A 23,651-nucleotide genomic window follows, 5' to 3' on the forward strand; every position below is an offset into this window, starting at 1 on the left:
CCCGCCTCACGCGGGCTTTCTCATGGCCATCGTGCCTACCTACTAGTAGGTTTACTTGAGGACCGTTCCAATGACACATCCGCTCTCAGCACTCGGCGTACTGCATACCGCCATCAGCCTGATCCCCGTGTTCGCCGGTCTGTACGGATTCGTGCGCCACCGGAAGATCGATCCCGCCACCGGCGCCGGCAAGCTCTATCTGGTCGGCCTGGTGCTGGCGGTGGCGACCTCGTTCACCGTCTCCAGCACCGGTGGGCTCAATCCCGGTCACGCCTTCGGCATCGTGGTGCTGCTGGTGGCGTTCGGCGGGGTGCTGGTGAACCGGATCGGCTTCCTTGGACGACTCCGACCGTATCTGTCCGCGTTCGCGCTTTCATTCAGTTTCCTGCTCGGGTTGGTGCCTGCCGTCAATGAATCGCTGACCCGCCTGCCGGTGTCGCATCCGCTTGCCGCTGCACCGATGGCGCCGGTAGTGCTGCAGACCCTGCTGGGTTGCTTCGTCGTGTTTCTCATCGGGATCGCCGCGCAGGGATGGATGATCCATGCGCGCAACAGACGCATGGAGTGACATGCAGCCGGGCAGGGCCCGGCTCTACCAGACCGCCTCCAGGGTCCGGAACGGTTTGCCCAGCCGCACGCCCTTGGCATCAAAATCCTGCACATCCCGCCCATCCACACGCACGTGGTTGGGCCGGGTGCGCGAAGGCCACCACACCCGGACCGCGGCGTTGTGCCGCAGGCCCTTGCCCAACGTCACCTTCAGTGTGCTGCCACGCTGCACCGCGTCCATCTGCAGCGTCCCGAACGCCGTTGGCAACCGCTCCACCGCCAACCCGTCGCCCGCCAGCCACGACGGCGGCGTACCCGGCAGCAGCGACAGCGCATCATCGTCCTCGCGCATCAGCATGCCGAACAACGTGCGCCCGTACTCGGCACCGATCCACGTGTGCGGCATGTCACCCAGGTAGCGCGGGAAGCGCAGCCGCGAGTGCACCACTTCGGCCAGCACCTGCCACTCCAGCGGGCGGCGGTCGCGCAGCAGGCCCTGCAGCAGTTCATCGGCGGCTTCGGGCTGGTCCAGGTGGACGTAGCTGAGGACATTGCGGATTTCATACGGGGTGTAGGCGTACAGCGCGTCAGGCTGGTTTCGCTTGCGCACGTCATCCAGATAACGCGCGAAAGTAGTGCGCAGGGCCTGCCCGGGCAGTACGTCCTGCGCGCCGGTGGGGTCCAGCGCGATCGACACGCCGGTGGGGTCGCCATCGCCCAGGTCGGCGGAGGAGGGGATGAAGTCGATGCCCTTCCACGCCATGGTGGCGCGGATCGAAGCGGCCAGCGCATCGTGCAGCAGGCGGTACTGTTCGCGCGCCCACGCGGCGGTTTCGTGATCCCCCAGGGATTCGGCCAGCCACGCGCCGTCATGCCAGCCCTTCAGGCCCCAGTAGTCGTCCCAGTAACTGTGGGTCGGCGAGGGATAGCCTTCGTGACTGATCGACGGTGCCAGGATGCCGGCGAACCGCTCCGGCGCGGGCTGGCTGGCCATGTAGCCGGGCACCAGCGTGCGCTCGCGCAGCGCCTGCAGGAAGCGCAGCGCGGCTTTCACCTTCGGCAGGTAGGCGCGCACCGATTCCGGGCCGCCATCCAGCCGCGCCACATCGGCCACCAACGCAACGTATTGGCCCTGGCTGTCGTACTCGATATCCGAACCGAAGCCGGTGTTGACGCTGCCGTCGTTGTTGAGGATCGGCGAGACCAGGCCGTTGGCGTGCACGCCGTGCTTGGTGTACCAGTCCAGGTAGTCGCGCGCGATCCGTGATTCGCCCATGCGCAGCAGCACGGCCGAGGTGGCCATGCCATCGCGGATGAAGGAACGGTTGTAGTTGCGCGGTCCCGGTTGCATCGCCGGCCCGGTCTGGTTGATCAGCATGTACGCCGCCTGGGCGCGCAGCATGTCTACCAGTGACGGGTCGGGCAGGCGCAGGCCGACCTGGCCCAGGCGCTGCTGCCAATCGTTGGACACGCGGGCAGCCAGTGTGTCGAACAGCGCATCGGGGTTCTGCGTTTTCATCCCGAATGCGATCGGTGGAGGCTCTGGAAGCGCGCCGTCGCTGTTGGCAGCGGCGCTACCCAGCGGAAACGCGACCACGACCGACTGGGTGGCACCCGGGGCAAGGTCGATGCGGTAGGCGAGGGCGGCCGCTGCCAAGCCATCCGGGTCATCGGCCTGCTGCGCCTTGGGCAGTTCGCCCTGCGCCACCGCGGCGGTGATCTCGGTACTGCCATCGGGGCCGAATGGCGCCACGCCCGACGCCTCCACCGGCGTCAGCGAATGCAGCAGTGAGCGCCCGTTGACCCGCACCGTGGTGCCGTCGATGGCCACCGAACGGATCGGCGAGAGGCCTCCGTTCTGCCACGGCGGGTTCATCTGCATCGGGCGCGTCACCAGCGCCAGGCTGCCGGCGATGGGGGTAGTGCCAACGTTACGCAGGCGGTGGCGCACCAGCGTGACCGGTTGGCCGCCCAGCTCCACGGCGAAGGCCTCGCTGTTCAATTCCAGGCCGGGTTGCGGTTTCCACGTCACCGACGGCATCGGCTTCCAACCGTCGCGCAGCGCGTGCTGCACCGGTTGGTCGGCGGCGCCGGCGGCGCTGCCATCGGCATTGCGCCAGATCGGCTGTACCAACGGTGCGCCCTTGAACGCTTCGATGTTGCCGAACTCGTCGAAGATCGATTTCTGCAGGCCCCCGTGCACGCCCACGGCGGTCCAGTAGGTCTGCTGCATGTGCAGGGAGGCCGGGAACAGGGCGCGCTGGGCACCCGTTGCGGCGGTCTGGTAGCGCTTCATCGGCGTCATCACGGCGCCCGGCCCGAGCAGGCGCAGGCGATTGACCTTCGGTGCTGGGCCTTCCACCTGCAGGCGCAATGCCTGTGCGGTCACCGGTGCGGTGCCGGCCAGCCAGCTCTGTTGCCGGCTGCCGGCTTGTGGGTCTTGCGCCAGCGCGATCCAGCGTCCCTGTGCGTCCTGTGCCTGCAGGTGAGCGCTACCATGCGCGCCTGCCCAGTCCACCGCCAGACCGGTGGTGGAGACTGCTTTGGGCAAAGCGATGTCCAGCACATGGTGGCCATCTTGGGTGACAGGAATGGCGACTGCGCTGCCGCCTTGCCACACTGCCGCCGTCTGTTTCGCATCCAGCCCGGAAATGCGGGCCGTCGCGCGCGTGTCCAGCGGCTCAAGTTCGAAGATGGACACCCCCCAGTCCGAGGTGCGCTGCGGACTGGCCAGCCGCAGGTAGCGGGCCTGGCGGGGCGAGAAATAGAGCGTTTCGATACCGCCCAGCGAATCGCGCATGGTGTAGGCGACCTGCCACTGCTTGCCGTCCAGCGAGGTCTGCAGGCTGTAGCCCTCCGGGTTGGAGACATCCCAGGTGAGCCGGGTGCCGCTGAGCGAGGTGGGCTTTCCGAGATCTACCTGGAACCAGTGGCCGGGGCTGAACGCGCCGCCGGTCACGGTCTTGGGGTCGCCGTCGATCAGGTGGCTCACCGCCATGGCGGGAACCTGCGAGGAGGAGCTGCTGGCCTGCCACTGACTGCGGTCCGGCAGGTCCTGGGCAAAACAGGTTGAGGCAGACACGAGGCCAAGCACGGGAAGCAGCACCATGCGCCGACGTACATACACACTCATCAAGACAACCCTCCTGCTACGGCCTCACCAGTGAGGCGGGCCAACCGTAGCAGTGGTTGTAATCGGTTACATGACGCATCGCAGTATGGCGTCCCCGGGGTCGCACCCCGACGCCGGGTTGACGGATTGTCAGGTGCCCGAGGTCCTGACTTGACACGCTGCCCGTTCAGCAACGCGACGGAACTCCCCACACTGGATCCCGATGTCACGGCGACCTGGCTGATGACGCAAGCGACCACCAACGGGGAAGAACAGATGATCAGCATTCCAGTTTCAGACACCTCGCACGCCCGCGTGTCCCGCGTTTCGCGGTGGCTGTGCAGCATCGGCTACGCCATCCTTGCAGTGGTCTTTGCCTGGTCGGCCCTGAGTGGCCACCGCCAGGCCGAAGCCATCCTCAAGGATGCGGTGACCGTGCAGGCGCCGGTGCAGGTGGACCACATCGAGGAAAAGCGCCGCAAGGGGCGGGTGTCCTACCAGTACCACTTCCGCTACGACTTCAGCGTTGATGGCGTCGAGTACACCGGCCACTTCTCCACTTCCGAGGACAACGCCACGCCGTACCTGGGTGAAGCGCCGCAGGTCGACGTGGCTTACGCACGCAGCAACCCCGCGCAGTTCGACCGGCTTGATCGCCTTGAAGGGCAGAAGGGGCTGGGTTCGGTACTGGGCCGGGTGATCGTGGCGCTGGGCATGCTGGCGATCCTGGCCTTCGTGGTGCACCTGCTGGTGACGCGCAAGCTGTTCGTGCGCCAGGGCCCTGCGCTTCCTGCGGTTTGAGCCGGCGGCAGGCAGGGGAGCGCAGGCATGGTTGACAGTCCAGACGGTCACGGTAGGGTGTGCGACTCTCTTCCGTTCTGGTCGTTTCCGATGCCCGCCCCTGAGTTCGCGGACCTGCTGTCTCGACACATGCGGCGGATCCGGGCCAGTGCCGGCGGGGTGGCCGCCGAGATCGGCATCAGCCGCGAGGCGGTCAACAACTGGCGCGCGGGTACTTCGCGGCCCAGCCGCCGGCACCGCGACCGGGTCCTGGCCTGCGCCAATTACCTGCGCCTGACCGAAACCGAATGCAATGCACTGCTGCAGTCAGTGGGATTCGAGCCGGAATTCCCGGTGGAGCCGGTATCGGCACGGGAAGAGCAGGCCGATCCCGCCGTCTCAGTGCCGCCGACCGTCACCCGGTTGTTCGACCGGCTGCAGTTGCTGCGTCCGTATCCGGTGAGTCTGCTGTTGACCCAGGCCCATTGGGGGCAGCCCCCGGAACGCGCGGCGATTCTCGCTGAAGCAGCCGCACGCTATGGGCAGGAGCGCGTGCTGCACCTGCAGCCGCCGTTCCGCTCCGGCGAGGGTGACCAGGACTACTTTGCCTTGCTGGCCGCACAGTGCGGGCTGGACGGGGTTGGCTCGGACGCCAGTTTCGAGATGGCACTGGCGCGTCGGCTGCAGCAGCCCGGTGCGCTGTTCTGCCTGGTAAGCCGGTTCGAGCAGGGGAATCCCGGTCCGCGCGACGTGCTGGCCGGCATCCTGCGCAGTCTCAGCGAGATGTACAGCGGCAAGCTGCACCTGCTGATCTGTGGCGGCGCCGCGCTGGCCGACCTGAAGTACCAGGGCGGCGATCTTTCGCTGCTCAACATTGCGGCCAGCGAGAGCTGGCCGGAGCTGGGAATCGAGGACATGCGGCGCAGTGCGCCCGGCATCGGCGATGACACGCTGTCGCGCGCGCTGCGGTTGTCCGGCGGGCATCCACTGCTGGCGCAGGCCGCACTGACCTTGCTTGCTGACACCGCTCTCGACGATGGGGCGGTCACCGACACGCTGTCCAGCCATCCACGGTTGTGGGAGGCACTGGTGCCGCTGTTGCGTGATGAGGCGGCCCGTGCCGCCGTGCAGGGATGGCTGGCCCACCCGGTGGTAGCACCGGCGCGGCCGTACCTGGCCGATCCGGTGCTGCGCCAGCTGTACTGGAACAACCTGCTTGCCGCGCGCACGCACCCGCAGGGGCGCTACCTGGAATGGCGCTGCGAGGCGATCCGCCGCGCGGTGAAACAGGTCATCGACAGCCTGCAGGTGCAGCCTGCATGAGCAGCCCACCGCGCCGGCAGCCGGTACTGCGCTGGTGGTGGCTGCTGCTGGTGGCCGGACTGACCTGGTTCGTCGGCAGCTACCTGTTCGTGCCGTGGCTCAATCCGGTGCAGCTGCTGCGCATGCAGCGCGACGGCGAAAGCATGATGCTCATGCAGCGGGCGAACATCGACATGATGTTCCTGCGCGAAGAGGCGTTGTCGTATTGGCTCCAGCATGAAACCTGGCCGCAGCAGGTGCACGTGCCGGGCGTGCATGATCCGCAGGAAACCCTGGTGATTGCCGAACTGCCGCAGCCGTTCGTGCTGCGCCTGCGCTTCACCGACCGCTTCCCGGCCAACAGCGGACTGCGCGGGGCGGTGATCGAGCAGACGCTGGAGCCGCGCACCCAGTACTGGCGGTGCCGTCCCGGCGATCCTGCGCCGCCCTCTCGCTGGCTGCCTGCCAACTGCCACGCGCAGGCACCCTGGGGCATCGTGCAGTGGCTGTCGGTGGTGCTGGGGCTGTCGGTACTGGGCCTGGCCGGGCTTGGCATGCTCTGGTACCGGGTGCGGCCGGCGGTGGCCGATATCGTGCGCGAGCCACAACGACTGCTCGCCCAGCCGTTGCAGGCACTGCCCGCCATCGACCGCCAGCTGGGATGGCTGCGGCTTCGCGATCGCGTCCTGGCCGGTGCCGGGATCGCGACGGTGCGATGGCGCGACGCGCTGCGGCACCTGCAGGGCACGCCCGCGACACGTGCAGTGCAGCTGGCCGCGCGCATCGGTGCGATCGATGCGCCGGCACCGGGCTGGGCGCTGACCGGCCTGGTGCGCGAATGGACCCTGCCGGACAAGCTGCCATTGGCCTTGGAGCGGCTGTGGTTGTACCAGCCTGATCCGGCATTGGCGGCCGACGCCATCGTGCAACAGCTGCGCGCCATGCCCAATGGACAGGACGTGGTGCTGGTGGTGAGTCCATCGCTGGCCGCCGAGGCCGAACTGGCGGTCTACGCTGATGATCCCGCCAACCTGTGTGTGTGCCTGGGCCAGGTCGCACAGACCCGCTGGCTGCTGCAGCCGGGGGCGCTCGACGCGCTGGTCGGGCTGCTGGCCCGGCAGCTCCGGGTGACCCGCATCTCGCCCTACCAGACCCATGGTGGCATTACCCGCCCGGCGGCCTTCTTCGGGCGCGAGTCGCTGCTGGCCCGCGTACTCAACCGCGAGCCCGGCAACTACCTGCTGGTGGGCGGTCGGCAGCTCGGCAAGACCAGTTTGATGAAGGCGATCGAGCGGCGGTTCGTCGGCCACCCGCGCGTGCACTGCGTGTACCTGTCGCTGCGCGATCATCGGCTGACGATGCGGCTGGCGCTGGAACTGGGCCTGGCCGAGGACACCGGGATCGATGCGCTGGTCGCCGAGTTGTCCGCGCGGGCTGCCGGACGGGGCCTGCTGCTGTTGATCGATGAGACCGATCTGTTCCTGCGCGCCGAAGCGGCACACGGCTACCCGCAACTGGCGGCGTTGCGCGCGCTGAGCGAAGAGGGGCGCTGCCACTTCATGCTGGCCGGGTTCTGGGACCTGTACGAAGCGGTCACCCTGGATTTCGCGTCGCCACTGCGCAATTTCGGCGACGTGATCCATATCGGCGGGCTGGAACAGGACGCCTGCCTGGCGTTGGCCACCGAACCGATGGCGCGCCTGGGCGTGCACTTCGCCAGCCCGGACCTGCCGCAGCGGCTGGTGGCGGCGTGCGGGCGCCGCGCCAATCTGGTCGCCATTGCGTGCCAGCAGCTGCTGGCCCAGCTGGACCGTGGCCAGCGCGTGCTGGATGCCACGCAGGTACACGGGGCGCTGGTCAGCGAGCCGATGTTCGATGCGTTGGCCGGGTGGGCGCGGCTGAGTCCTGATCCCCTGGCGTGTCGCATCGACCGCATTGTGGTGTACCAGCTAGCGGGTGCACAGCTGGTGGGCAGCGGCGAGCGCGGCATCACCCTGCTGGAGCTGCTGACCGCATTCGATGCGGTGGGGGCCCGGGTCGAACCGGAGCAGATACGCCATGCCCTGGCGCGGTTGCAGCTGGCGTATGTCATTCGCCGTGAAGCTGACGGGTTGCCCTACGTATTTGCGGTGCCTGTATTCGTGACCCAGTTCCAGCGCGAGGAAGTGCAGGTACTGCTGCAGCGCGAACTCCAGGCGTTGGTGACCGGCGCGGCGGTATGACTCCGGTGTCAATCTAACGAATGAAAAATTACGTCTCTTCGTGACGCGTTTCCCTGTGTGTATCGACGCGATTCTGGGATAGTGATGCGATGTTCGCGCGCTACGGCGGAGTGATGCTGCATCCCCAGGAGTTGTCTTCTTCGCAGATTGGCACCGTGCTGGCCCAGGCCTACGGCCTGCACGTCAGTCATGTCATGCAGCGGCCGGCGGGGGCCGATGCGGGCGCCACGGTGTATCAGGTGACCTCTGATGATGGCGCGCGCTGGTGGTTGAAGTGCCGCCGCTATGCCGTTGCAGATGCCGTATGGGAGGTCCTGCAGCACCTGCGCTGCGCGCTCGGCCTGGACGAGGTGGTGGCCCCGCAGCCTGCGCTTGACGGTGCGCCGGCCCCACACGCCGAGGGCCTGCAGTGGACGTTGTTTGCCTATGTGGAAGGCGAGTCGGGTTTCGAAGTGGCCCTGTCGCACGCGCAGTGGCACCGGCTGGGCCTGGTGACGCGCCAGGTGCATGACACCCCGTTGCCGGCCCGGTTGGCGTCCGGCCTTGCGCAACCGGGTTTCGATGATGACACGGCGGTGGAACGGGTCGGTTCGTGGTTGCAGCGCGGCGATGAACGCTGGCCCATTCCCGATGCGCTGGCTGAGCAGTACCGGCGTGTCTGGCGGCAGCGGCAGGCGCGGGTGGTCGAGGTGTGGCAGCACTGCGTGGCCCTGCGGGAGCGGCTTTCGGGGCAGCGCTGGTCGCGGAGGCTGTGCCACGGCGACCTGCACGCGGGCAACGTGTTGCTGCGCGCCGATGGTGGTCTGCATCTGATCGACTGGGATGACATGGTGCTGGCGCCCCGCGAGCGCGACCTGATGTTCGTCGGCGCAGGCGTCGGCGGTCGCTGGGGACGTGATGATCCGCCAGGGTTCCGCGAAGGCTATGGCGCGGTGGCGCTGGATCCGGTCCGTCTGGCCTACTACCGCCACTGGCGAATCCTGCACGATCTGCAGGAATTCCACGATCTGCTGCTGGAGCCGGGCGCGGCATCGCGCCCCCCCAGCCAGCGTCGGCAGGCGCTGCGTTTCATGGAGGAGCAGTTCGCGCCGGGTAATGTCATCGACGCGGCTGCGCGAAGCTGGGCGGCCGTGCAATGACGCGCAGCCGGTAACGCGCAGAACCGGCCCCTTGGCCCCCTTACTCGCCCGGCTTCGCGCCGGCCGTGGCCGCTTCCGATGCCGCGCGCCGCACCAGTACCGCTTCGCGGTGGGCAATGTAGGCATTGGCGGCGAGAATGATGCCCGCCCCGATGACGGTCCAGCGGTCCAGCGTTTCATCGAACAGCAGCCAGCCCAGCAGGCTGACCAGCGGCAGCTGCATGAAGCTGATCGGGGTCAGTGCCGATACCTCGCCCAGACGCAGGGCCCGGGTCCACAACAGCTGGCCGAGCGTGCCCAGCACGCCGGTAGCGGCCAGCCAGGCCCATGCAACGCCGCTGGGCCAGACCCAGCCAAACAGGGCAGGCACCAGCGACAGCGGGACCCAGAACACGTAGGTGTAGAACACCACGGTATCGGCCCCGTCCACCCGGGTCAGCTGCTTGATCTGGATGGCGACCAGTGAACTGAGCACAGCGGCCAGCACCGCCACCAGCACGCCCGGGCTGAACGTGTCGGCCCCGGGGCGAACGATGATCAGGACCCCGATAAAGCCACAGACTACCGCCGCCCACCGGCGCACGCGCACGGTTTCGCTCAGGAACAGCACGGCGGCAATGGTGACAAACAGCGGCGTGGAGTAGGACAGCGAGATCGCCTGCGACATCGGCAGGTGGCCGATGGCCCAGAATGCACAGAGCATCGAAGCCAGCCCGATCAGGCTGCGCACCAGGTAGCGCGGCAGCTGCTGCGTGCGGAACGGGGCGCTGCCCGGGCGCAGCAGGAACGGCAGAAGGGCCAGCAGGCCGAACGCGTTGCGGAAGAACGCTACTTCCGGGGTGGGTACGTAGCGGGTGGCATAGCGGATCGCCACGGCCATCAACCCGAATGCCAGGGTGCTGCCCAGCATCAGCAGCGCCGCACGCATCGGTGTGGGCGCTGGAAGGGCAAGCTGTACGGTCACCACTGCGCGCCGATCAGGCGCGGCTCCGGTTCGATGGGAACACCGAATTTTTCCAATACCGATGCGGAAACCCGCCGCGCCAGCGCCAGCAGTTCGGCACCGGTGGCGTTGCCGTGGTTGACCAGCACCAGTGCGTGCTGGGGCGCCACGCCGGCATCGCCTTCGCGGAAGCCCTTCCAGCCGCACGCTTCGATCATCCAGGCGGCCGAGAGTTTGCGCCGGTCGTCCTGGTCGGCCGGGTACACCGGAAGGCCAGGGAAGTGCTGCAGCAGCACCTCCACCTGCTCCAAAGGCAGCACCGGGTTCTTGAAGAAACTGCCCGCATTGCCCAGTACATCCGGGTCAGGGAGCTTGCGTCGGCGGATTGCAATCACCGCATTGGCTACGTCAGCGGCCACCGGCAGTTCCACGCCCATCGCCTGCATTTCCTCGGCGATGCCCGCATAGCCCAGGCGCAAGGCGTGCAGCAGTGGCAGGCGCAGTTCAATGGCGCTGATCAGGTAGCGGTCCGCATCCTGCTTGAAGATGCTGTCGCGGTAACTGAACGCGCAGGCTTCAGCGTCCAGCCGCACCCATTCGCCGTTCTGGCGATCCCAGGCCTCCACTGCCTGGATGAACTCATCAACCTGCACGCCGTAGGCGCCGATGTTCTGGATGGGTGCCGCGCCGGCCGTACCGGGAATCAGTGCAAGATTTTCCAGCCCCGACAGGCCGTTCTGCAGCGACCACATCACCAGCGCGTGCCAGTTCACGCCGGCGCCGGCACGCACCACGGTGTGGTCGGCGCGGTGTTCCAGCACGTCGATGGCACGGTTGGCGAACACGAGCACAGTCCCTGGCACGTTGTCGGCGATCAGCACGTTGCTGCCGCTGCCCAGCACCAGCAGCGGGTGGCCGGCGACCTCGGGCAGGGCCAGCACATCCGGCAGCAGGCTGGCGTCGTGCAGCTCAAGCAGCTGCTCTGCAACAGCGTCGACGTGGAAAGTATTGAGGGCCTTCAGCGAGGCGTTTTCGGTCAGCGACCAGGCAGGCATTGCAGTCCTCATAGCGGGGCCACCGCGCCACGGCTCGGTGCTTCGCGGCGTCGCCGGATCGCTTCGACACAGTCGTGCACCAACGCCGGGCCGCGGAAAATCAGGCCGCTGTAGCACTGGACCAGGGCAGCGCCGGCGGCCATCTTCGCAACGGCATCGGCGCCGGACAGAATGCCGCCGACACCGATCAGCGGCGTGGATTCGGGCAGGCGCGCGCGCAGGCGGCGCAGCACCAGGGTGGACTGCCCCATCAGCGGTGCGCCGGACAGGCCGCCGGCTTCGTTGGCGTGCCGCTCAGCGGCAACCGCACTGCGGTCAATCGTGGTGTTGGTGGCGATCACGCCGTCGACCTTCAATTCGCCCAGTACCCGCGCTGCGGCATCGATGTCGCGGTCGCTCAGGTCCGGGGCGACCTTGACCAGCATCGGTACCCGCTTGCCATGCCTGGCGGCCAGCGCTTCCTGGCTTTCACGCAGCTGCGATACCAGCTGGCGAAGTGCGGTTTCTTCCTGCAGTTCGCGCAGACCGGCGGTGTTGGGCGAGGAGATGTTGACGGTGATGTAATCGGCCAGCGGATACACCCTCTGCAGGCAGTGCTGGTAATCGTCGAACGCCTGCTCGTTGGGAGTGTCCTTGTTCTTGCCGATGTTGATGCCCAGCAGGCCGCTGCGGCGCTGCGCGCGCTCGACATTGCGTACCAGCGCATCCACCCCCTGGTTGTTGAACCCCATGCGGTTGATGATCGCCTGGTGGGCAGGCAGCCGGAACAGGCGCGGCTTGGGATTGCCGTCCTGCGGGCGCGGCGTGACCGTGCCGATCTCGACGAACCCGAAGCCCAGCCCGAACAGTGCGTCGATGTGCTCGCCGTTCTTGTCCAGGCCGGCGCCCAGACCGACCGGGTTCGGGAAGCTCAGCCCGAACACATTGGTCGGCAACGGGGCAGGGCGGCGTGCCACCAGCGGTGTGGTGCCGGTGCGGTAGGCGAGCTCAAGCGCACTCAGGCCCAGGCCATGGGCGCGTTCGGCGTCCAGGGAAAACAGGAAGGGTCGGGCAAGCGAGTACATGGCGTCCAGTCAGTCCAGCGTGCCGATGAAAGCACGGGTTTGGTATTCAAATGCGATTTTGCCATCGACCGCATGCGCGTCGAACAGCTGCTGCAGCGCCTCCAGCATCGGTGCGTGGCGCGGGTGATCCGGCGGCGGGGCATATGAAGACGACAGCAGGCGGCCGCGCAGGCCATCGGCGTCCATGTACTGCGCGTTCGGGAACTGGGCGATGCCGCGCAGGCCCGGTCCGAACCACGCACGCATGGCATCGTCGTCCTGGTAGCGCTCGGCCACCTGGGTGTAATCGGTGCCGAACTCCAGCAGCAACTGCTCATAGCCCACCAGGAATGGCGAGGCGTCGAGCAGGCGCGAGTTCCAGAACACCAGCGCGAGGCCCTCCTTGTGCAGGATGCGCTTCCATTCGGCGCGCACCGCATCGGTGTCGAACCAATGGAAGGCCTGCGCGGCAGCGACCAGACCGACGCTGTGGTCGGCCAGCGTGGTGGCTTCGGCCGTGCCATCCACCAGCTTCAGGCGAAGGTATTCCTTGGAAAGCAGCTTCCCGGCCGCTTCGCGCATGGGGCCGTTGGGTTCCACTGCGATCACCGGATGCCCGGTGGCCAGGAACAGGCGGGTGGAAATGCCGGTGCCGGCGCCGATGTCAGCGACCAGGGTTTCGGTAGGCACGCCCATCTCGCCGTGCACCCAGTTCAGCAGCGCCGGCGGGTAGTCGGGGCGGTAGCGGACGTAGTCCGCCACGCGGTTGCTGAAACGCTCGGTTGCGTCCGATCCGCTCATGCGCACCTCACGACTGCAGGGAAACGAACCACGCCAGACCGCCGAAGAACAGCACGATTGCCAGCAGCGCCAGCAGGCTGCCGATCACCACCACCCAGCCCATGATCAGGCCAGCCAGTGCCAGACCGTCGCCTTCCAGTTCCAGCGGGCGGCGGCGGATTTCGGCGCGGGCCATGTGCCCGGTGATGATCGCGACCACGCTGCCCAGGAAGGGCAGGGCGGTCCAGCCGAGGATGCCGGCGATCAGGCTGATCAGGGCCATGGCGCTGGTTTGGCGGGGCGGGAGGCTCATGCGGCTCCTGGGGTAGGTGGGACAAGGGAATGATAGGGCCAGCAACGGGTTTATCCCATCAGGACCTGGCCGCCATCGACATTCAAGGTATGCCCGGTGATCCAGCGCGCCATTGGCGAGCACAGGAACAGGGCGGCATCGGCGATTTCCTCCGGCTGCCCGAAGCGGCCGAACGGGATCTTGGCCAGGGTGCCGTGGTAAAGGTCGGGGTCCTGCTGGCGCCGGCGTGCCCACAGCCCATCCTCGAACTCGATCGAGCCCGGGGCAATGGCGTTCACCCGGATCCGGTGCGGGGCCAGGGCCAGCGCCTGCGAGGTGGTGTAGTGCATCAGTGCCGCCTTGGCGGCGCCATACGGGGCGGCGGCGGGGCGCGGCTGCTGGGCGGCGATCGAGGCAAGGTTGAGGATGCAGCCCTCGGCCGACTGCTTCAGCCAGGGCAGCGCGAGGCGGGAGGCGCGCACCGCCGACATCAGGTCGACGCCGAGGCTGGCGTCCCAGCCGCCTTCGTCGTCGGTCATGCCATAACCGGTGGCGTTGTTGATCAGCACATCGATACCGCCGAGCGCGTCGGCCGCACCGGCCAGCCAGTGCTCGATGTCGGCCAGGCGAGAAAGGTCGGCCACCGCCGTGTGCAACGGCAGCCCTCGGGCAGCGGCGTCAGCGCGCAGTGCGGCCAAGCCGGGCTCGCCGCGGGCGCACACCGAAACGCGGGCGCCGGCAGCGGCAAAGGCCAGCGCCATCGCGCGGCCGATGCCTTTGCTGCCACCGGCCACCAGCACCCGGCGATCAACGAAATCCAGGGAAGGGCCGCGCAATGCGGCCCCATTCGGTAGGTGCCGACCGTCGGTCGGCACGCTGTCACCCGATTCAACCATCACAGGTCGAACTTGATGCCCTGGGCCAGCGGCAGCGAATCGGAGTAGTTGATGGTGTTGGTCTGGCGGCGCATGTAGACCTTCCACGCATCCGAACCGGACTCGCGGCCACCGCCGGTGTCCTTCTCGCCGCCGAACGCACCGCCGATTTCCGCACCGGAGGTACCGATGTTGACGTTGGCGATGCCGCAGTCAGAACCGGCTGCCGACAGGAAGCGCTCTGCCACCTTCAGGTTCTGGGTGAAGATCGACGAGGACAGGCCCTGCGGCACGCCGTTCTGCATGTCGATGGCTTCGTCCAGCGTGCTGTATTTCATCACGTACAGGATCGGCGCGAAGGTTTCGTGCTGCACCACTTCGTCGCTGTTCTTCAGCCCGGTGACAATCGCCGGCAGCACGAAGTTGCCGGCGCGGTCGATCCGCGTACCGCCGGTTTCGATGGTGCCGCCGCTGGCCTTGGCCTTTTCAATCGAGGCCAGGAACTGCTGCACGGCGCTGTCGCTGTTGAGCGGGCCCATCAGGTTGGCCGCATCGGTCGGATCGCCGATCTTGCCTTCCACCTGCTTGTACGCCTTGACCAGCGTGGCCAGCACGTTGTCGTAGATCGATTCGTGCACGATCAGGCGGCGCGTGGTGGTGCAGCGCTGGCCGGCGGTGCCGACCGCACCGAACACGATGCCCGGAATGGCCAGTTTGAGGTCCGCGCTTTCATCCAGGATGATGGCGTTGTTGCCACCCAGTTCCAGCAGGCAGCGGCCCAGCCGGTGGGCGACCTTCTCTGCGACCTGGCGGCCGACCTGGGTCGAACCGGTGAAGCTGATCAGCGGCACGCGCTTGTCGGCCACCAGCTTCTGCGACAGTTCGGTGCCGGCGTCGTTGACCAGGAAGAAGATGTCCGGGAAGCCGGCGCCCCGCAGCGCTTCATTGCAGATGCGCATGGAGGCGATGGCGGTCAGCGGGGTCTTGTTCGATGGCTTCCACAGGCAGACATCACCGCAGATCGCGGCCAGGAACGAGTTCCATGCCCACACCGCCACCGGGAAATTGAACGCACTGATGATGCCGACCAGGCCCAGCGGCTGGTACTGCTCGTACATGCGGTGGCCGGGGCGCTCGGAATGCATGGTGTAGCCATACAGCATGCGGCTCTGGCCCACGGCGAAGTCAGCGATGTCGATCATCTCCTGCACTTCGCCGTCGCCTTCCGGCTTGCTCTTGCCCATTTCCAGCGCAACCAGCGAACCCAGCGCATCCTTGTTGGCGCGCAGTGCTTCGCCACACAGGCGCACCGCCTCGCCGCGGCGCGGTGCCGGGGTGGTGCGCCAGACCTTGAAGGCTTCCTGCGCGCGGGCCACGATGGTTTCGTAGTCGGCGTCGGTGGTGGCGTGCACCTGGGCGATGGCCTCGCCGGTGGTCGGGTTGACCGAGGTGATCACCCCCGCGCCGGTGGCCGTGGACCACTCGCCATTGCCAAGGTAGGTGCCAGCGTTGGTCGCGTCGAGGCCGAGTGCCTTGAGCAGGTCAGAGGACATGCAAACTCCTGTTGCGGATCGAAAAAGGGCGCAGCCGCTGGCAGGGTGGGGGTGCGGCGTGCAGAACGACGATTCTAACCCGTCGCGATCCGCCGTACCGACCAACGGTCGGTACCTACCCGGGGGCCGACACGGTAGCGCCCGACCGTTGGTCGGGCGGCGCCCCGTGCCAACCCGCTAGAATGGACACCATTGTTCGCCCCCAGGAATCTGAATGAACGTTACCGTTGCAGAAGGCGTGGTGGTCGGGAACCGTCTCCCGTTCGTGCTGTTTGGCGGCCTGAATGTGCTTGAAGACCTCGATTCGACCCTGCATGCGGCCGAACACTTCACCACGGTGACCGCCAAGCTCGGCATCCCTTATGTGTTCAAGGCCTCGTTCGACAAGGCCAACCGCTCCTCGATCCATTCCTTCCGTGGCGTGGGCCTGGATGAAGGGCTGCGCATCTTCGAGGAAGTGAAGCGCCAGCTCGGCGTGCCGGTGATCACCGATGTGCACGAAGTGGCCCAGGCCGCCCCGGTGGCCGAGGTGGTCGACGTGCTGCAGATTCCCGCGTTCCTGGCCCGGCAGACCGACCTGGTGGTGGCCATCGCCCAGACCGGGCGTGCGGTCAACATCAAGAAGCCGCAGTTCCTGAGCCCCACGCAGATCAGGCACATCGTCTCCAAGATCCGCGAAGCCGGCAACGAGAACATCATCCTGTGCGAGCGCGGTTCGCAGTTCGGCTATGACAACCTGGTCGTGGACATGCTGGGCTTCCGCGAAATGATCGAATCCACCGGCGGGCTGCCGGCGATCTTCGATGTCACCCACAGCCTGCAGCGCCGCGATGCCGGCAGCGAAGCCTCCGGTGGCCGTCGCCGCCAGGTCGCCGAACTGGCCCGTTCGGGCATGGCCGTGGGTCTGGCCGGCTTGTTCCTGGAAGCGCACCGCGACCCCGACCACGCCCGTTGCGATGGCCCCAGCGCCCTGCCGCTGGCTGCGCTGGAACCCTTCCTGGCCCAGATCAAGGCGGTGGACGAGCTGGTCAAGGGCTTCGCCGAGCTGGAGATCCGCTGAGGCGGAGATGCCCGCGCGGCGGTATTGGCCTTGGTGCTGTCGCTGAATGTGGGTATCCTTTACCGCTGCCCGCACGCAATGTGCGTTGCAGCCTGCGGCCAGGCACGCTCGCCTGGCCCGCACATGGCCCCGTAGCTCAGCTGGATAGAGCGTCCCCCTCCTAAGGGGAAGGTCGCCCGTTCGAATCGGGCCGGGGTCACCAAAATCAACGGGTTACGTGAGGCGACTGGGGCCTCCGGTGCCAGATCTAGCCGTGTTTTCGTCACGTTCTGGCACAGTTGGCACAGGTCTGTTCGGGCCCCCAGCGGCTAGAAAGCTGGGGTCTGGACCGTTGCTTGGTTGCTCGCCCACGGCATCCTGTAACGGAAAGACACTCCGTCCATGCAGGGTGGAGTCAACCCTTCGCTGAAATAGATTTGCTCCTGGCCTATTCTGGAATGGGCCTGCGCGCTGTAGTGCAATGACAGGTCTTGCGCGCAGTTACCGTCATAAAGCTCGCGGACAAGTGGGTCGTCATCGGTGTGGGCGCCGGCGGCGAGTACTTCACCGTGGGCGTTCGCACCGGCAAGAAGGTCAAGTACGCCAACACCAAGCGCAACCGCCGGCAGGGCCGGGCTGGGAAGCTCTACGAGCAGAGCGGATGGGCCTATTACTGGCGCTTCCTCGAGTTCGGCACGAAGAACATGCGCGCCAAGCCATTCCTGACCCCTGCGGCGGAGGCTCGTGGCGCGCAGGCGGCCCAGGTGATGATTGATGAAACCCGCAACGCGATCGACAAGATCATGAAGGCAAGGGGCTGGAAATGATGGTGCCGCTGATCCAGGCAGTGATGCAGGGCAGCGCCGGCGTGCTGGCCCAGCTGGGCAACCCAATCCGGTTCTTCTACGGCACCGCGCCACTAAATACCGCGATGCCATACGGGGTATGGGACGTCGTCGGTGGCGGCCCGGAAAACCTGCTCAGCGAGGCGCCGCCGGCGGACGGCTGGCGGGTACGCGTCACTGTGTGGGGTTCGACCCTGACCCAGGCGAACGCCGCAGCGGTGGCGATCCGCGATGAGGTCGAACGCCGCGGCAGCATCGAATCCTACAACCCGTCCCCCGACGACGACGACACCGGCGCTTTCGGAATTTCCTTCGACGTGCGGCTGCTGGAACTTCGGTAGCCGTCACACAACATCAACCCCAACCGCCGGCGACAGCCGGCTTTCTTTTGCCCGGCGACCGGGCTTTATCCAAAGGAACAGCGCAATGGGCGACGTGATCAAGTCCAAACACACCCAGCTTTTCATCGCCATCGGTGCGACCGAGGTCATCAAGGTGACCCGCGTCCGGTCCGTCGGCTTCCCCGATGGCCAGGCGTCGGAAATCGATATCTCCGATTTCGACGACGATTGGGATCAGTTCGTGTCCGGCCGAAAGGCTACCTGGAATAACTGATGCCTACTGGACTTCAATGCTGGGACGCGAACGGGAACATCACCGTCGACCTGACCAGCCGAATGACACGGCTGCTGGGATACGTGAATCAAGGTGCGGGGTCCCTGCAGGAACCGGCGCTCTCGCAAGGCATCCCATTTGTGATCCCGATTCTCGATCAGAACGGGCTCATGTATCCCCAGAACGTCAACGTACCGGCGATTAGCGGCACTACGGTGACGTGGACTGGATGCGCAGGGCAGGTCGTCACCACATTCGGCCTGATTCCCCGCGGATCCGCGAGGCGGATCAGGGTTTGATCACCGTCGCAGAATCTGAGAGCCGGACCCGTAGGATTCCGCGCCATGCTCCCTCCCGACTTCCACTGGCGCTCCGTGGCCTCCCGCCCTGACGGGAAGGACGACAGCGTATTCTGCGACGGCACCCAGGTGCTGCGGATGTCCGAGCGAATCAACGGCGGAGGGTGGTTTGCCGACCTCAACACCCAACGGCCCGACCGCCGCCGCTGGACGACGCGGGAATGCACCAACTATGACCAGGGCGTCGTCGGCGCAGAGCTGTGGGTCGTCCGTCACCAAGACCGCCTCCGTGCTGAGATCGACTTGATGCGGGCAACAAGAAGTGCGGCGCGCGTCCGGCGCTGACTCAACCGATGGTCGCGCCTGCGCCGAGGCGAGTACAGTCGCCCCGGCGCCCTCAGGCTTATGCGTCGGCTTTTGCGCGCGGCTTCAGCCGGAAGCTGACGCCGAGACGATTGATAGCATTCATCGCGGCGATGGTGAGCGTGAGGTCAACCAGGTCCTTCTCATTAAAGCTGGCCGCCGCTTTGGCATAGGCTTCATCCGATGCGTGCGTTTCGCTGACAAGGGTGACCTCCTCGGCCCAAGCCAACGCGGCGCGTTCCTGGTCGGAGAAAAGATACGCAGCCTCTTCCCAGACCGGCACGAGCGCGACAGTGTCGAATGACATTCCCTCTTTGATGAGGTCGCGCGTGTGGATGTCGATGCAGTGGGCGCAACCGTTGAGCTGGGATACCCGTAGGAATACGAGGTGGATAAGCTTGGAAGGCAGCGCCGTGCCGGTCGTGACGAATTGATGAAGTTGCCCTACAGCTTTAGCGCCTTCGGGGGAAACCACAAACCAGTTCGAGCGATTCATTTCTGTTCATTCCTTTTGCTTGGTAGGTCGATCTCGGCTTGCATAGCCTGCCGATCACCAAGTCAGACGGATGACTGCAGTCGGCTGTGACACCGGCGCGCTATCGCCCAGCGCGAGGCTGCGCGATAAGGGAGCGGGGCGATCAGGGGGCCATTAGGTCCAGTCATTGGGCGTTGCCTCCGTGTCGCACCATGCGACGCCCCGCATTCACTATCGATACCATGACAAAAGCAGAGATCGGCAAGGCGCGCTGGGCGCGCGCACGGGCGGCTTCGCTATGGCAGCAGGCCGACGCCTTAGACCTTGATCGCAGCGGCGACTGGCGCGTTCGGGCGCAGCGGGGAAGGGGAGCGGCGCGGCTGCGCGCCGAGGCCGCTCGATTCGACAGGATGGCAAGTCGGTTTGAGGCGGCACTGGAGGATCAGGTCGCCTGACGGTGACCCCCAAACTGACCCTAAGCGCCAGCTAACCCGTTGATTCCAAAAGAGTGCATGTGTTCGCGGAAGATCGGCTTAGTCGTTGTCTTTGTTGATCTTCCGCGACCTTGACATGGTAGTGGTCCTTGCCATGATGCTGGCTGACGGTCGGTAGACCTGGAGAAAGCATGGACATGCGCATCCGGCAGTGGAAAGCATTGGATTACTTCGATCCTGCGCCGGTGCTTATCGGGCTCCGTGACTATGAGCGAAGCGGTGCATTGCAGGATGTTCCATACGAAGTCGCCTCATTGCGTACCCGGGAGTTGAAGCCCTACGGCGAGCGGCGGCAATGCGCGATGTTCGCTTATCTCACGGGGCGGGTAACGGGGACCTTCGTGTACGTGGCCTACTGCGAAGCGTCGGATTACGACGCGGTCATGCACCATCGTGTAGGCGACGAGATACGTTTTGTTCCTGTCCAGATGAAGGAGCTTCCGCCAAGCTTCTTGCCCTTCACCAAAGACCTTCAGGGCTTGATCGACGGGCTCAAGGATAAATACCCCACCTCATCCGATCTCACCGTGGCGGTCTACGTGAACCGAGACGTGTCCTTTCGAGTACAGCACCTTGACCTGTCTGGTTTGAACCTTGGGGCGCTGTGGTTGTTTGGCGGATGCGACCAGACGGGGGACACCTGGCGAGTGATAGGCAACCTACTTTCCGGTAATTGCCGAACGGAGGTCTTTGGCTATCCAGCGAGAGAGGCGGCAGCCGACGGTTCAGTTGGGTAAGGCTGCGCCCCCGGGTCGGCCCAGCCTTTGGTGGGGTCGTATTCGTTCCGCAATCGTTGACGACCCCCTGCCGCACTAAGCGCCAAGGCACCATGACTCAACAACTTTGCGGAACGAAATTGCCGTCACAACCCTTGTCGCATATAGAGATGTGTCAGGACTGCAAATCCCGTGCAATTGGGCGCAGATTGGCACACGTTTGGCACAGTTGGCTTCGAGGGCGTTGCGCCACATAGGCGCATCGCCCCCCTCCTAAGGGGAAGGTCGCCCGTTCGAATCGGGCCGGGGTCACCATATATCAATCACTTGGCGAGTTATCGACTGCTCGTAGAGGTGCGTCTAGTCAGGCTGATGTACCACCATGGAGAAGAAGTTCCCCTCCGACTACCTGGCTCAGGAGGTAATGGCATGCACGGGGTCCAGTTTCAAATGCGTGGATCCAAGCCTTCCCCGTACATCGACGTGCAGCTTCCAGAGGACAACGCGGGCATTAGAGAGATCTTCATTGGTCCTCGCGCCGACGTTACAGACCGCGAGCTTCAGCTCATGCTTGGTGCGCTCGGATTTAAAGGCATCGCTCTCAAAAGGTCTGAGGCTTCTTACCGGTAATCAGAATCTCAGCCTAGCCACGGCGCTGTTGTACCCATCCGGCGTTAGGTGTGCGTAGCACTTTTCAGTAATCGCGTAGTCTGCGTGACCGTCAGTCGGGCTCCGTTAATTTGCCGTCGGAAATTCCAATGGTCGCTCGTGAAAATGTGACCGCTGTAGGACTTCCGCAAATGCCCGCCTAACTTTCGGGGTATCCCTACAGCCCCGAGGCTTAAATCCTGCTGTAAGCCGATGTGCTTTGTGCTATCCACCAATATAGGCTCACGGAAGAAGACAGGTAACGAAATGAACTTTTCGAACAAAGTAGCAATCACCGTCATCGCGCTCTTTGTCAGCAGTGTTGCGAATGCTGACGCTCGCCTTCAGGTCGAAATCGTACCTGGTAGGGGAGCGCTTAGCGAAACGTCGATTGCATTGAACCTTCTGAATGTTGGTGACCAAACTGCCTTGGTCGATAAGTCCTCGGTCCCTACAGTGAATGGCCGTGGGATGCTATTGGATGATCCTTTCATCCTCAAGCAAGAGGATGGACGCGAAGCTGAGTTCATAGGGATAATGAGGGATACGTTGCCCGAGGTTTCAAGGTCGTTTTCAATTCCTGCGGGCGGTACGTTTAGTGTGGATATCGAACTTGCGAAGGGTTATCGCCTTTCTCCAGGGCTAAGCTACGAGGTGAGCTTGAGAGCTCCGGTCTCCTATCGCAGTGGTGAAGGTAGGAGTGGCTCCGCCAAGTCATCACAGCAGCGAGCGGATAAATGGATCAGTGCGTATCCCGCAGCCCGCACCATCGTTGTTCCAGTGACCGGCCATACAATTGGACGTGCCAGCGCTGACGAATTTCTTGATCCGGTGGTGTGCAGCGATCCTGCGGGAACCCCGCCGGCTCAGCGGAAGAGCGCAGTTTTTCAAAGCGTACTGGCGGGGGTTACCAATGGTGCCGGAATTGCGCTGACTGAGCTTCAGCAGATGACTTAGTTTGATGCATCATCTTTACCTGATATGTGGCTACGGTTCAGCCCTACTTTGCACTACACGCGTTACTTCGGAGAGCACGGCCCCGACATCAATATCAGCACCGGTGAAGTCGTCAATGAAGATGATGCGTTGGTCGATAGCACATAACTGGCGATCCTTTGGCGAATTTCGGGAGATCGCGTGACGGCTAAGCCGCCGGTCTCACTTTCCTGCCGGTGCAATGCGGATGAAGTACCAGCAGGCACCATTGCCTATGTGCAGTCAGGTGCCCCTTACGTCATTCACACCTGCCCCGTGTTCTGGTCCCTCCCGATGCTGCCGGCTAATCACATCGGTGAATCGTCGAAGCTTGGCACGATGGTCCATGAGTTCACCCATTTCACCGATAGCAAGGGCGTGGCACTTCGGCACCCGCCGGTCCCGGGTCAGGATGTCACCTCTCTTTCGTATGCACTGGAGCTCGCTGCTGAGTCGCACCCTGGTGCCGTTCGATTACCCAACGCTTACAAGTTCTTCGTTCTTGGTCAGGTGCACGGTCTGTCTCCGCCTGAATAGTTCGTCGCAGCGATCTGCGCGAATTGTTTGGCTCACTATTCATCGTTGATGAAGCGCCGGCATCAACTGCCGGCGCTATGTTTCACCCGCGCGGTTAGCAGGTCGACTACCAGCTGGCGGCGTCTCTGACCGGGGTGTGGACGCATCGACCTTGCGAGGCGGATCCGCGAGGGGGATCCGGCTTTGACCACAGTAGCTGGATCTGAGAGCCGGACCCGTAGGATTCCGCGCCATGCTCCCTCCCGACTCCCTGGCATTCCGGGGCCTCCCGCCCGACGGGAGGGGCGACAGCGTGTTCTTCGACGGCAGGCAGGTGCTGCGCCTTTGCGAGCGAATCAGCGGGGGAGGGCGGTTTTGCCGACCTCAACACCCAGCGGCCTGACCGGCGGCGCTGGACGACGCGGGAATGCACCAGCTACAACCAGGGCATCGTCGGGGCAGAGATGTGGGTGGTCCGTCACCAAGACCGAGTCACCGCTGGCGTTCGAGAAGGTCTGGCGTGAGTGGATTCGTGCTGCCGAGCAGGGAACAGACTACGCGTTCACCATTCGGTGCAAGGACGGATGTCGCTTCATTGGGCTGGCGGGCTTACACGATGCGAGCGGGGCGCGCCCCCAGCTCGGAATCTGGGTGAGTGAGTCAGAGCACGGGCATGGTTACGGCTTCGAGGCGGTGCAGGCCGTAGCCCGGTGGTGGTCCACGAAGGGTTCTCCCGCCGCGTTTCATTACCCTGTCGCCGAAGTGAATCAATCCAGCAGACGCATCGCCGAGCGCTTAGGCGGAACGGTAGTGGCATTCGAAGTGACACCGAAGTACAACTCAGTCATCTATCAAATTCCCCCGGTAGTGCCTGATCCCTCCGCACAGCAGACAGGGCGGGATGCGGGCTAGGAGCGCCTGGCCAAGGGTGGATCGGGTGTGCATAGAGTTGTGTCAGGACTGCAAATCCCGTGCAATTGGGCGCAGATCGGCACACGTTTGGCACAGTTGGCTTCGAGGG

General features: G+C 65.1%; 24 protein-coding genes and 2 tRNA genes. 17 read left to right on the forward strand and 9 right to left on the reverse strand.

What is annotated here, in order from left to right; translation table 11 throughout:
• The first annotated feature begins 70 nt into the window (after nt 1–70).
• Nucleotides 71–568 carry a hypothetical protein gene (locus tag ACGFZ3_RS04415; protein WP_336443376.1) on the forward strand — a complete coding sequence of 166 codons (498 nt, stop codon included), beginning with the start codon at nt 71–73 and terminating at the stop codon, nt 566–568.
• Between the two features lie 24 nt (nt 569–592).
• Here the strand turns inward: ACGFZ3_RS04415 and ACGFZ3_RS04420 are convergent, their stop codons facing one another.
• Nucleotides 593–3,682, reverse strand: a complete 3,090-nt coding sequence (locus tag ACGFZ3_RS04420) for a discoidin domain-containing protein (RefSeq protein WP_392916895.1) — start codon at nt 3,680–3,682, stop codon at nt 593–595.
• Nucleotides 3,683–3,937: 255 nt separating this feature from the next.
• Here ACGFZ3_RS04420 and ACGFZ3_RS04425 point away from each other — a divergent pair, with 255 nt between their 5' ends.
• From ACGFZ3_RS04425 to ACGFZ3_RS04440, 4 genes are all read left to right on the forward strand, one after another.
• On the forward strand, nt 3,938–4,462 hold the full coding sequence (locus ACGFZ3_RS04425) for a DUF3592 domain-containing protein (protein ID WP_392916898.1): 525 nt from the start codon (nt 3,938–3,940) through the stop codon (nt 4,460–4,462).
• 90 nt (nt 4,463–4,552) lie between these two features.
• The gene (locus tag ACGFZ3_RS04430; RefSeq protein WP_392916900.1) at nt 4,553–5,764 is read left to right on the forward strand and encodes a helix-turn-helix domain-containing protein; all 1,212 of its coding nucleotides are present in this window, start codon (nt 4,553–4,555) and stop codon (nt 5,762–5,764) included.
• A complete protein-coding gene (locus ACGFZ3_RS04435) occupies nt 5,761–7,965 on the forward strand; it encodes a hypothetical protein (protein WP_392916903.1) in 2,205 nt (734 codons plus the stop codon). The genes ACGFZ3_RS04430 and ACGFZ3_RS04435 overlap by 4 nt, the downstream gene beginning before the upstream one ends.
• 89 nt (nt 7,966–8,054) lie before the next feature.
• A complete protein-coding gene (locus tag ACGFZ3_RS04440) occupies nt 8,055–9,104 on the forward strand; it encodes a phosphotransferase enzyme family protein (protein WP_392916906.1) in 1,050 nt (349 codons plus the stop codon).
• A gap of 40 nt (nt 9,105–9,144) precedes the next feature.
• On the opposite strand, the gene ACGFZ3_RS04445 is transcribed toward ACGFZ3_RS04440, so the two are convergent.
• Genes ACGFZ3_RS04445 through ACGFZ3_RS04475 form a run of 7 tightly spaced genes read right to left on the reverse strand, consistent with a single transcriptional unit; the run spans nt 9,145 to nt 15,645 of the window.
• Nucleotides 9,145–10,032, reverse strand: a complete 888-nt coding sequence (locus tag ACGFZ3_RS04445; RefSeq protein WP_392916909.1) for a DMT family transporter — start codon at nt 10,030–10,032, stop codon at nt 9,145–9,147.
• Nucleotides 10,033–10,064: 32 nt separating this feature from the next.
• Nucleotides 10,065–11,102, reverse strand: coding sequence for a UDP-N-acetylmuramate dehydrogenase (gene murB / locus ACGFZ3_RS04450; RefSeq protein ID WP_392916912.1), 1,038 nt, complete (start codon nt 11,100–11,102; stop codon nt 10,065–10,067).
• Nucleotides 11,103–11,110: 8 nt separating this feature from the next.
• Nucleotides 11,111–12,166: a quinone-dependent dihydroorotate dehydrogenase gene (locus ACGFZ3_RS04455; RefSeq protein ID WP_392916915.1), complete on the reverse strand. Its 1,056-nt coding sequence runs from the start codon at nt 12,164–12,166 to the stop codon at nt 11,111–11,113.
• Between the two features lie 9 nt (nt 12,167–12,175).
• Nucleotides 12,176–12,946 (reverse strand): class I SAM-dependent methyltransferase, encoded by a 771-nt coding sequence (locus ACGFZ3_RS04460; protein WP_392916918.1) that lies wholly within the window; start codon nt 12,944–12,946, stop codon nt 12,176–12,178.
• Nucleotides 12,947–12,953: 7 nt separating this feature from the next.
• On the reverse strand, nt 12,954–13,238 hold the full coding sequence (locus tag ACGFZ3_RS04465; RefSeq protein WP_392916920.1) for a DUF4190 domain-containing protein: 285 nt from the start codon (nt 13,236–13,238) through the stop codon (nt 12,954–12,956).
• Between the two features lie 50 nt (nt 13,239–13,288).
• Nucleotides 13,289–14,113 carry an SDR family NAD(P)-dependent oxidoreductase gene (locus ACGFZ3_RS04470; RefSeq protein ID WP_392916923.1) on the reverse strand — a complete coding sequence of 275 codons (825 nt, stop codon included), beginning with the start codon at nt 14,111–14,113 and terminating at the stop codon, nt 13,289–13,291.
• Nucleotides 14,113–15,645, reverse strand: coding sequence for an aldehyde dehydrogenase family protein (locus ACGFZ3_RS04475; protein ID WP_392916926.1), 1,533 nt, complete (start codon nt 15,643–15,645; stop codon nt 14,113–14,115). The genes ACGFZ3_RS04470 and ACGFZ3_RS04475 overlap by 1 nt, the downstream gene beginning before the upstream one ends.
• 214 nt (nt 15,646–15,859) lie before the next feature.
• On the opposite strand from ACGFZ3_RS04475, the gene kdsA reads away from it, so the two are divergent.
• The 6 genes from kdsA to ACGFZ3_RS04505 all read left to right on the forward strand — a co-directional run bounded on the left by kdsA (nt 15,860) and on the right by ACGFZ3_RS04505 (nt 18,788).
• Nucleotides 15,860–16,705, forward strand: coding sequence for a 3-deoxy-8-phosphooctulonate synthase (kdsA, locus tag ACGFZ3_RS04480; protein WP_392916929.1), 846 nt, complete (start codon nt 15,860–15,862; stop codon nt 16,703–16,705).
• A gap of 125 nt (nt 16,706–16,830) precedes the next feature.
• Nucleotides 16,831–16,907 (forward strand) — tRNA-Arg (locus tag ACGFZ3_RS04485).
• 268 nt (nt 16,908–17,175) lie between these two features.
• Complete coding sequence (locus ACGFZ3_RS04490) at nt 17,176–17,511, forward strand: HK97-gp10 family putative phage morphogenesis protein (protein WP_392916932.1); 336 nt, start codon at nt 17,176–17,178, stop codon at nt 17,509–17,511.
• Nucleotides 17,508–17,870, forward strand: a complete 363-nt coding sequence (locus tag ACGFZ3_RS04495; RefSeq protein WP_392916935.1) for a DUF3168 domain-containing protein — start codon at nt 17,508–17,510, stop codon at nt 17,868–17,870. The genes ACGFZ3_RS04490 and ACGFZ3_RS04495 overlap by 4 nt, the downstream gene beginning before the upstream one ends.
• 85 nt (nt 17,871–17,955) lie before the next feature.
• A complete protein-coding gene (locus ACGFZ3_RS04500) occupies nt 17,956–18,144 on the forward strand; it encodes a hypothetical protein (RefSeq protein WP_392916938.1) in 189 nt (62 codons plus the stop codon).
• A 344-nt stretch (nt 18,145–18,488) separates the two neighbouring features.
• The gene (locus ACGFZ3_RS04505) at nt 18,489–18,788 is read left to right on the forward strand and encodes a hypothetical protein (RefSeq protein ID WP_392916941.1); all 300 of its coding nucleotides are present in this window, start codon (nt 18,489–18,491) and stop codon (nt 18,786–18,788) included.
• 58 nt (nt 18,789–18,846) lie between these two features.
• On the opposite strand, the gene ACGFZ3_RS04510 is transcribed toward ACGFZ3_RS04505, so the two are convergent.
• The gene (locus ACGFZ3_RS04510) at nt 18,847–19,302 is read right to left on the reverse strand and encodes a carboxymuconolactone decarboxylase family protein (RefSeq protein ID WP_392916944.1); all 456 of its coding nucleotides are present in this window, start codon (nt 19,300–19,302) and stop codon (nt 18,847–18,849) included.
• Between the two features lie 221 nt (nt 19,303–19,523).
• Between ACGFZ3_RS04510 and ACGFZ3_RS04515 the strand changes: the two genes are divergently transcribed.
• From ACGFZ3_RS04515 to ACGFZ3_RS04540, 6 genes are all read left to right on the forward strand, one after another.
• Nucleotides 19,524–19,736 carry a hypothetical protein gene (locus ACGFZ3_RS04515; RefSeq protein WP_392916947.1) on the forward strand — a complete coding sequence of 71 codons (213 nt, stop codon included), beginning with the start codon at nt 19,524–19,526 and terminating at the stop codon, nt 19,734–19,736.
• A gap of 170 nt (nt 19,737–19,906) precedes the next feature.
• Nucleotides 19,907–20,512, forward strand: a complete 606-nt coding sequence (locus tag ACGFZ3_RS04520) for a hypothetical protein (protein WP_392916950.1) — start codon at nt 19,907–19,909, stop codon at nt 20,510–20,512.
• Between the two features lie 219 nt (nt 20,513–20,731).
• Nucleotides 20,732–20,806, forward strand: a tRNA-Arg gene (locus ACGFZ3_RS04525).
• Nucleotides 20,807–21,406: 600 nt separating this feature from the next.
• A complete protein-coding gene (locus ACGFZ3_RS04530; protein ID WP_392916952.1) occupies nt 21,407–22,096 on the forward strand; it encodes a hypothetical protein in 690 nt (229 codons plus the stop codon).
• A 180-nt stretch (nt 22,097–22,276) separates the two neighbouring features.
• Nucleotides 22,277–22,651 (forward strand): M35 family metallo-endopeptidase, encoded by a 375-nt coding sequence (locus ACGFZ3_RS04535; RefSeq protein WP_392916955.1) that lies wholly within the window; start codon nt 22,277–22,279, stop codon nt 22,649–22,651.
• A 354-nt stretch (nt 22,652–23,005) separates the two neighbouring features.
• The gene (locus tag ACGFZ3_RS04540) at nt 23,006–23,542 is read left to right on the forward strand and encodes a GNAT family N-acetyltransferase (protein ID WP_392916958.1); all 537 of its coding nucleotides are present in this window, start codon (nt 23,006–23,008) and stop codon (nt 23,540–23,542) included.
• Nucleotides 23,543–23,651: the final 109 nt, after the last annotated feature.

The sequence above is a fragment of the Stenotrophomonas sp. NPDC047960 genome (assembly GCF_043204395.1).
Lineage (GTDB): Bacteria > Pseudomonadota > Gammaproteobacteria > Xanthomonadales > Xanthomonadaceae > Stenotrophomonas.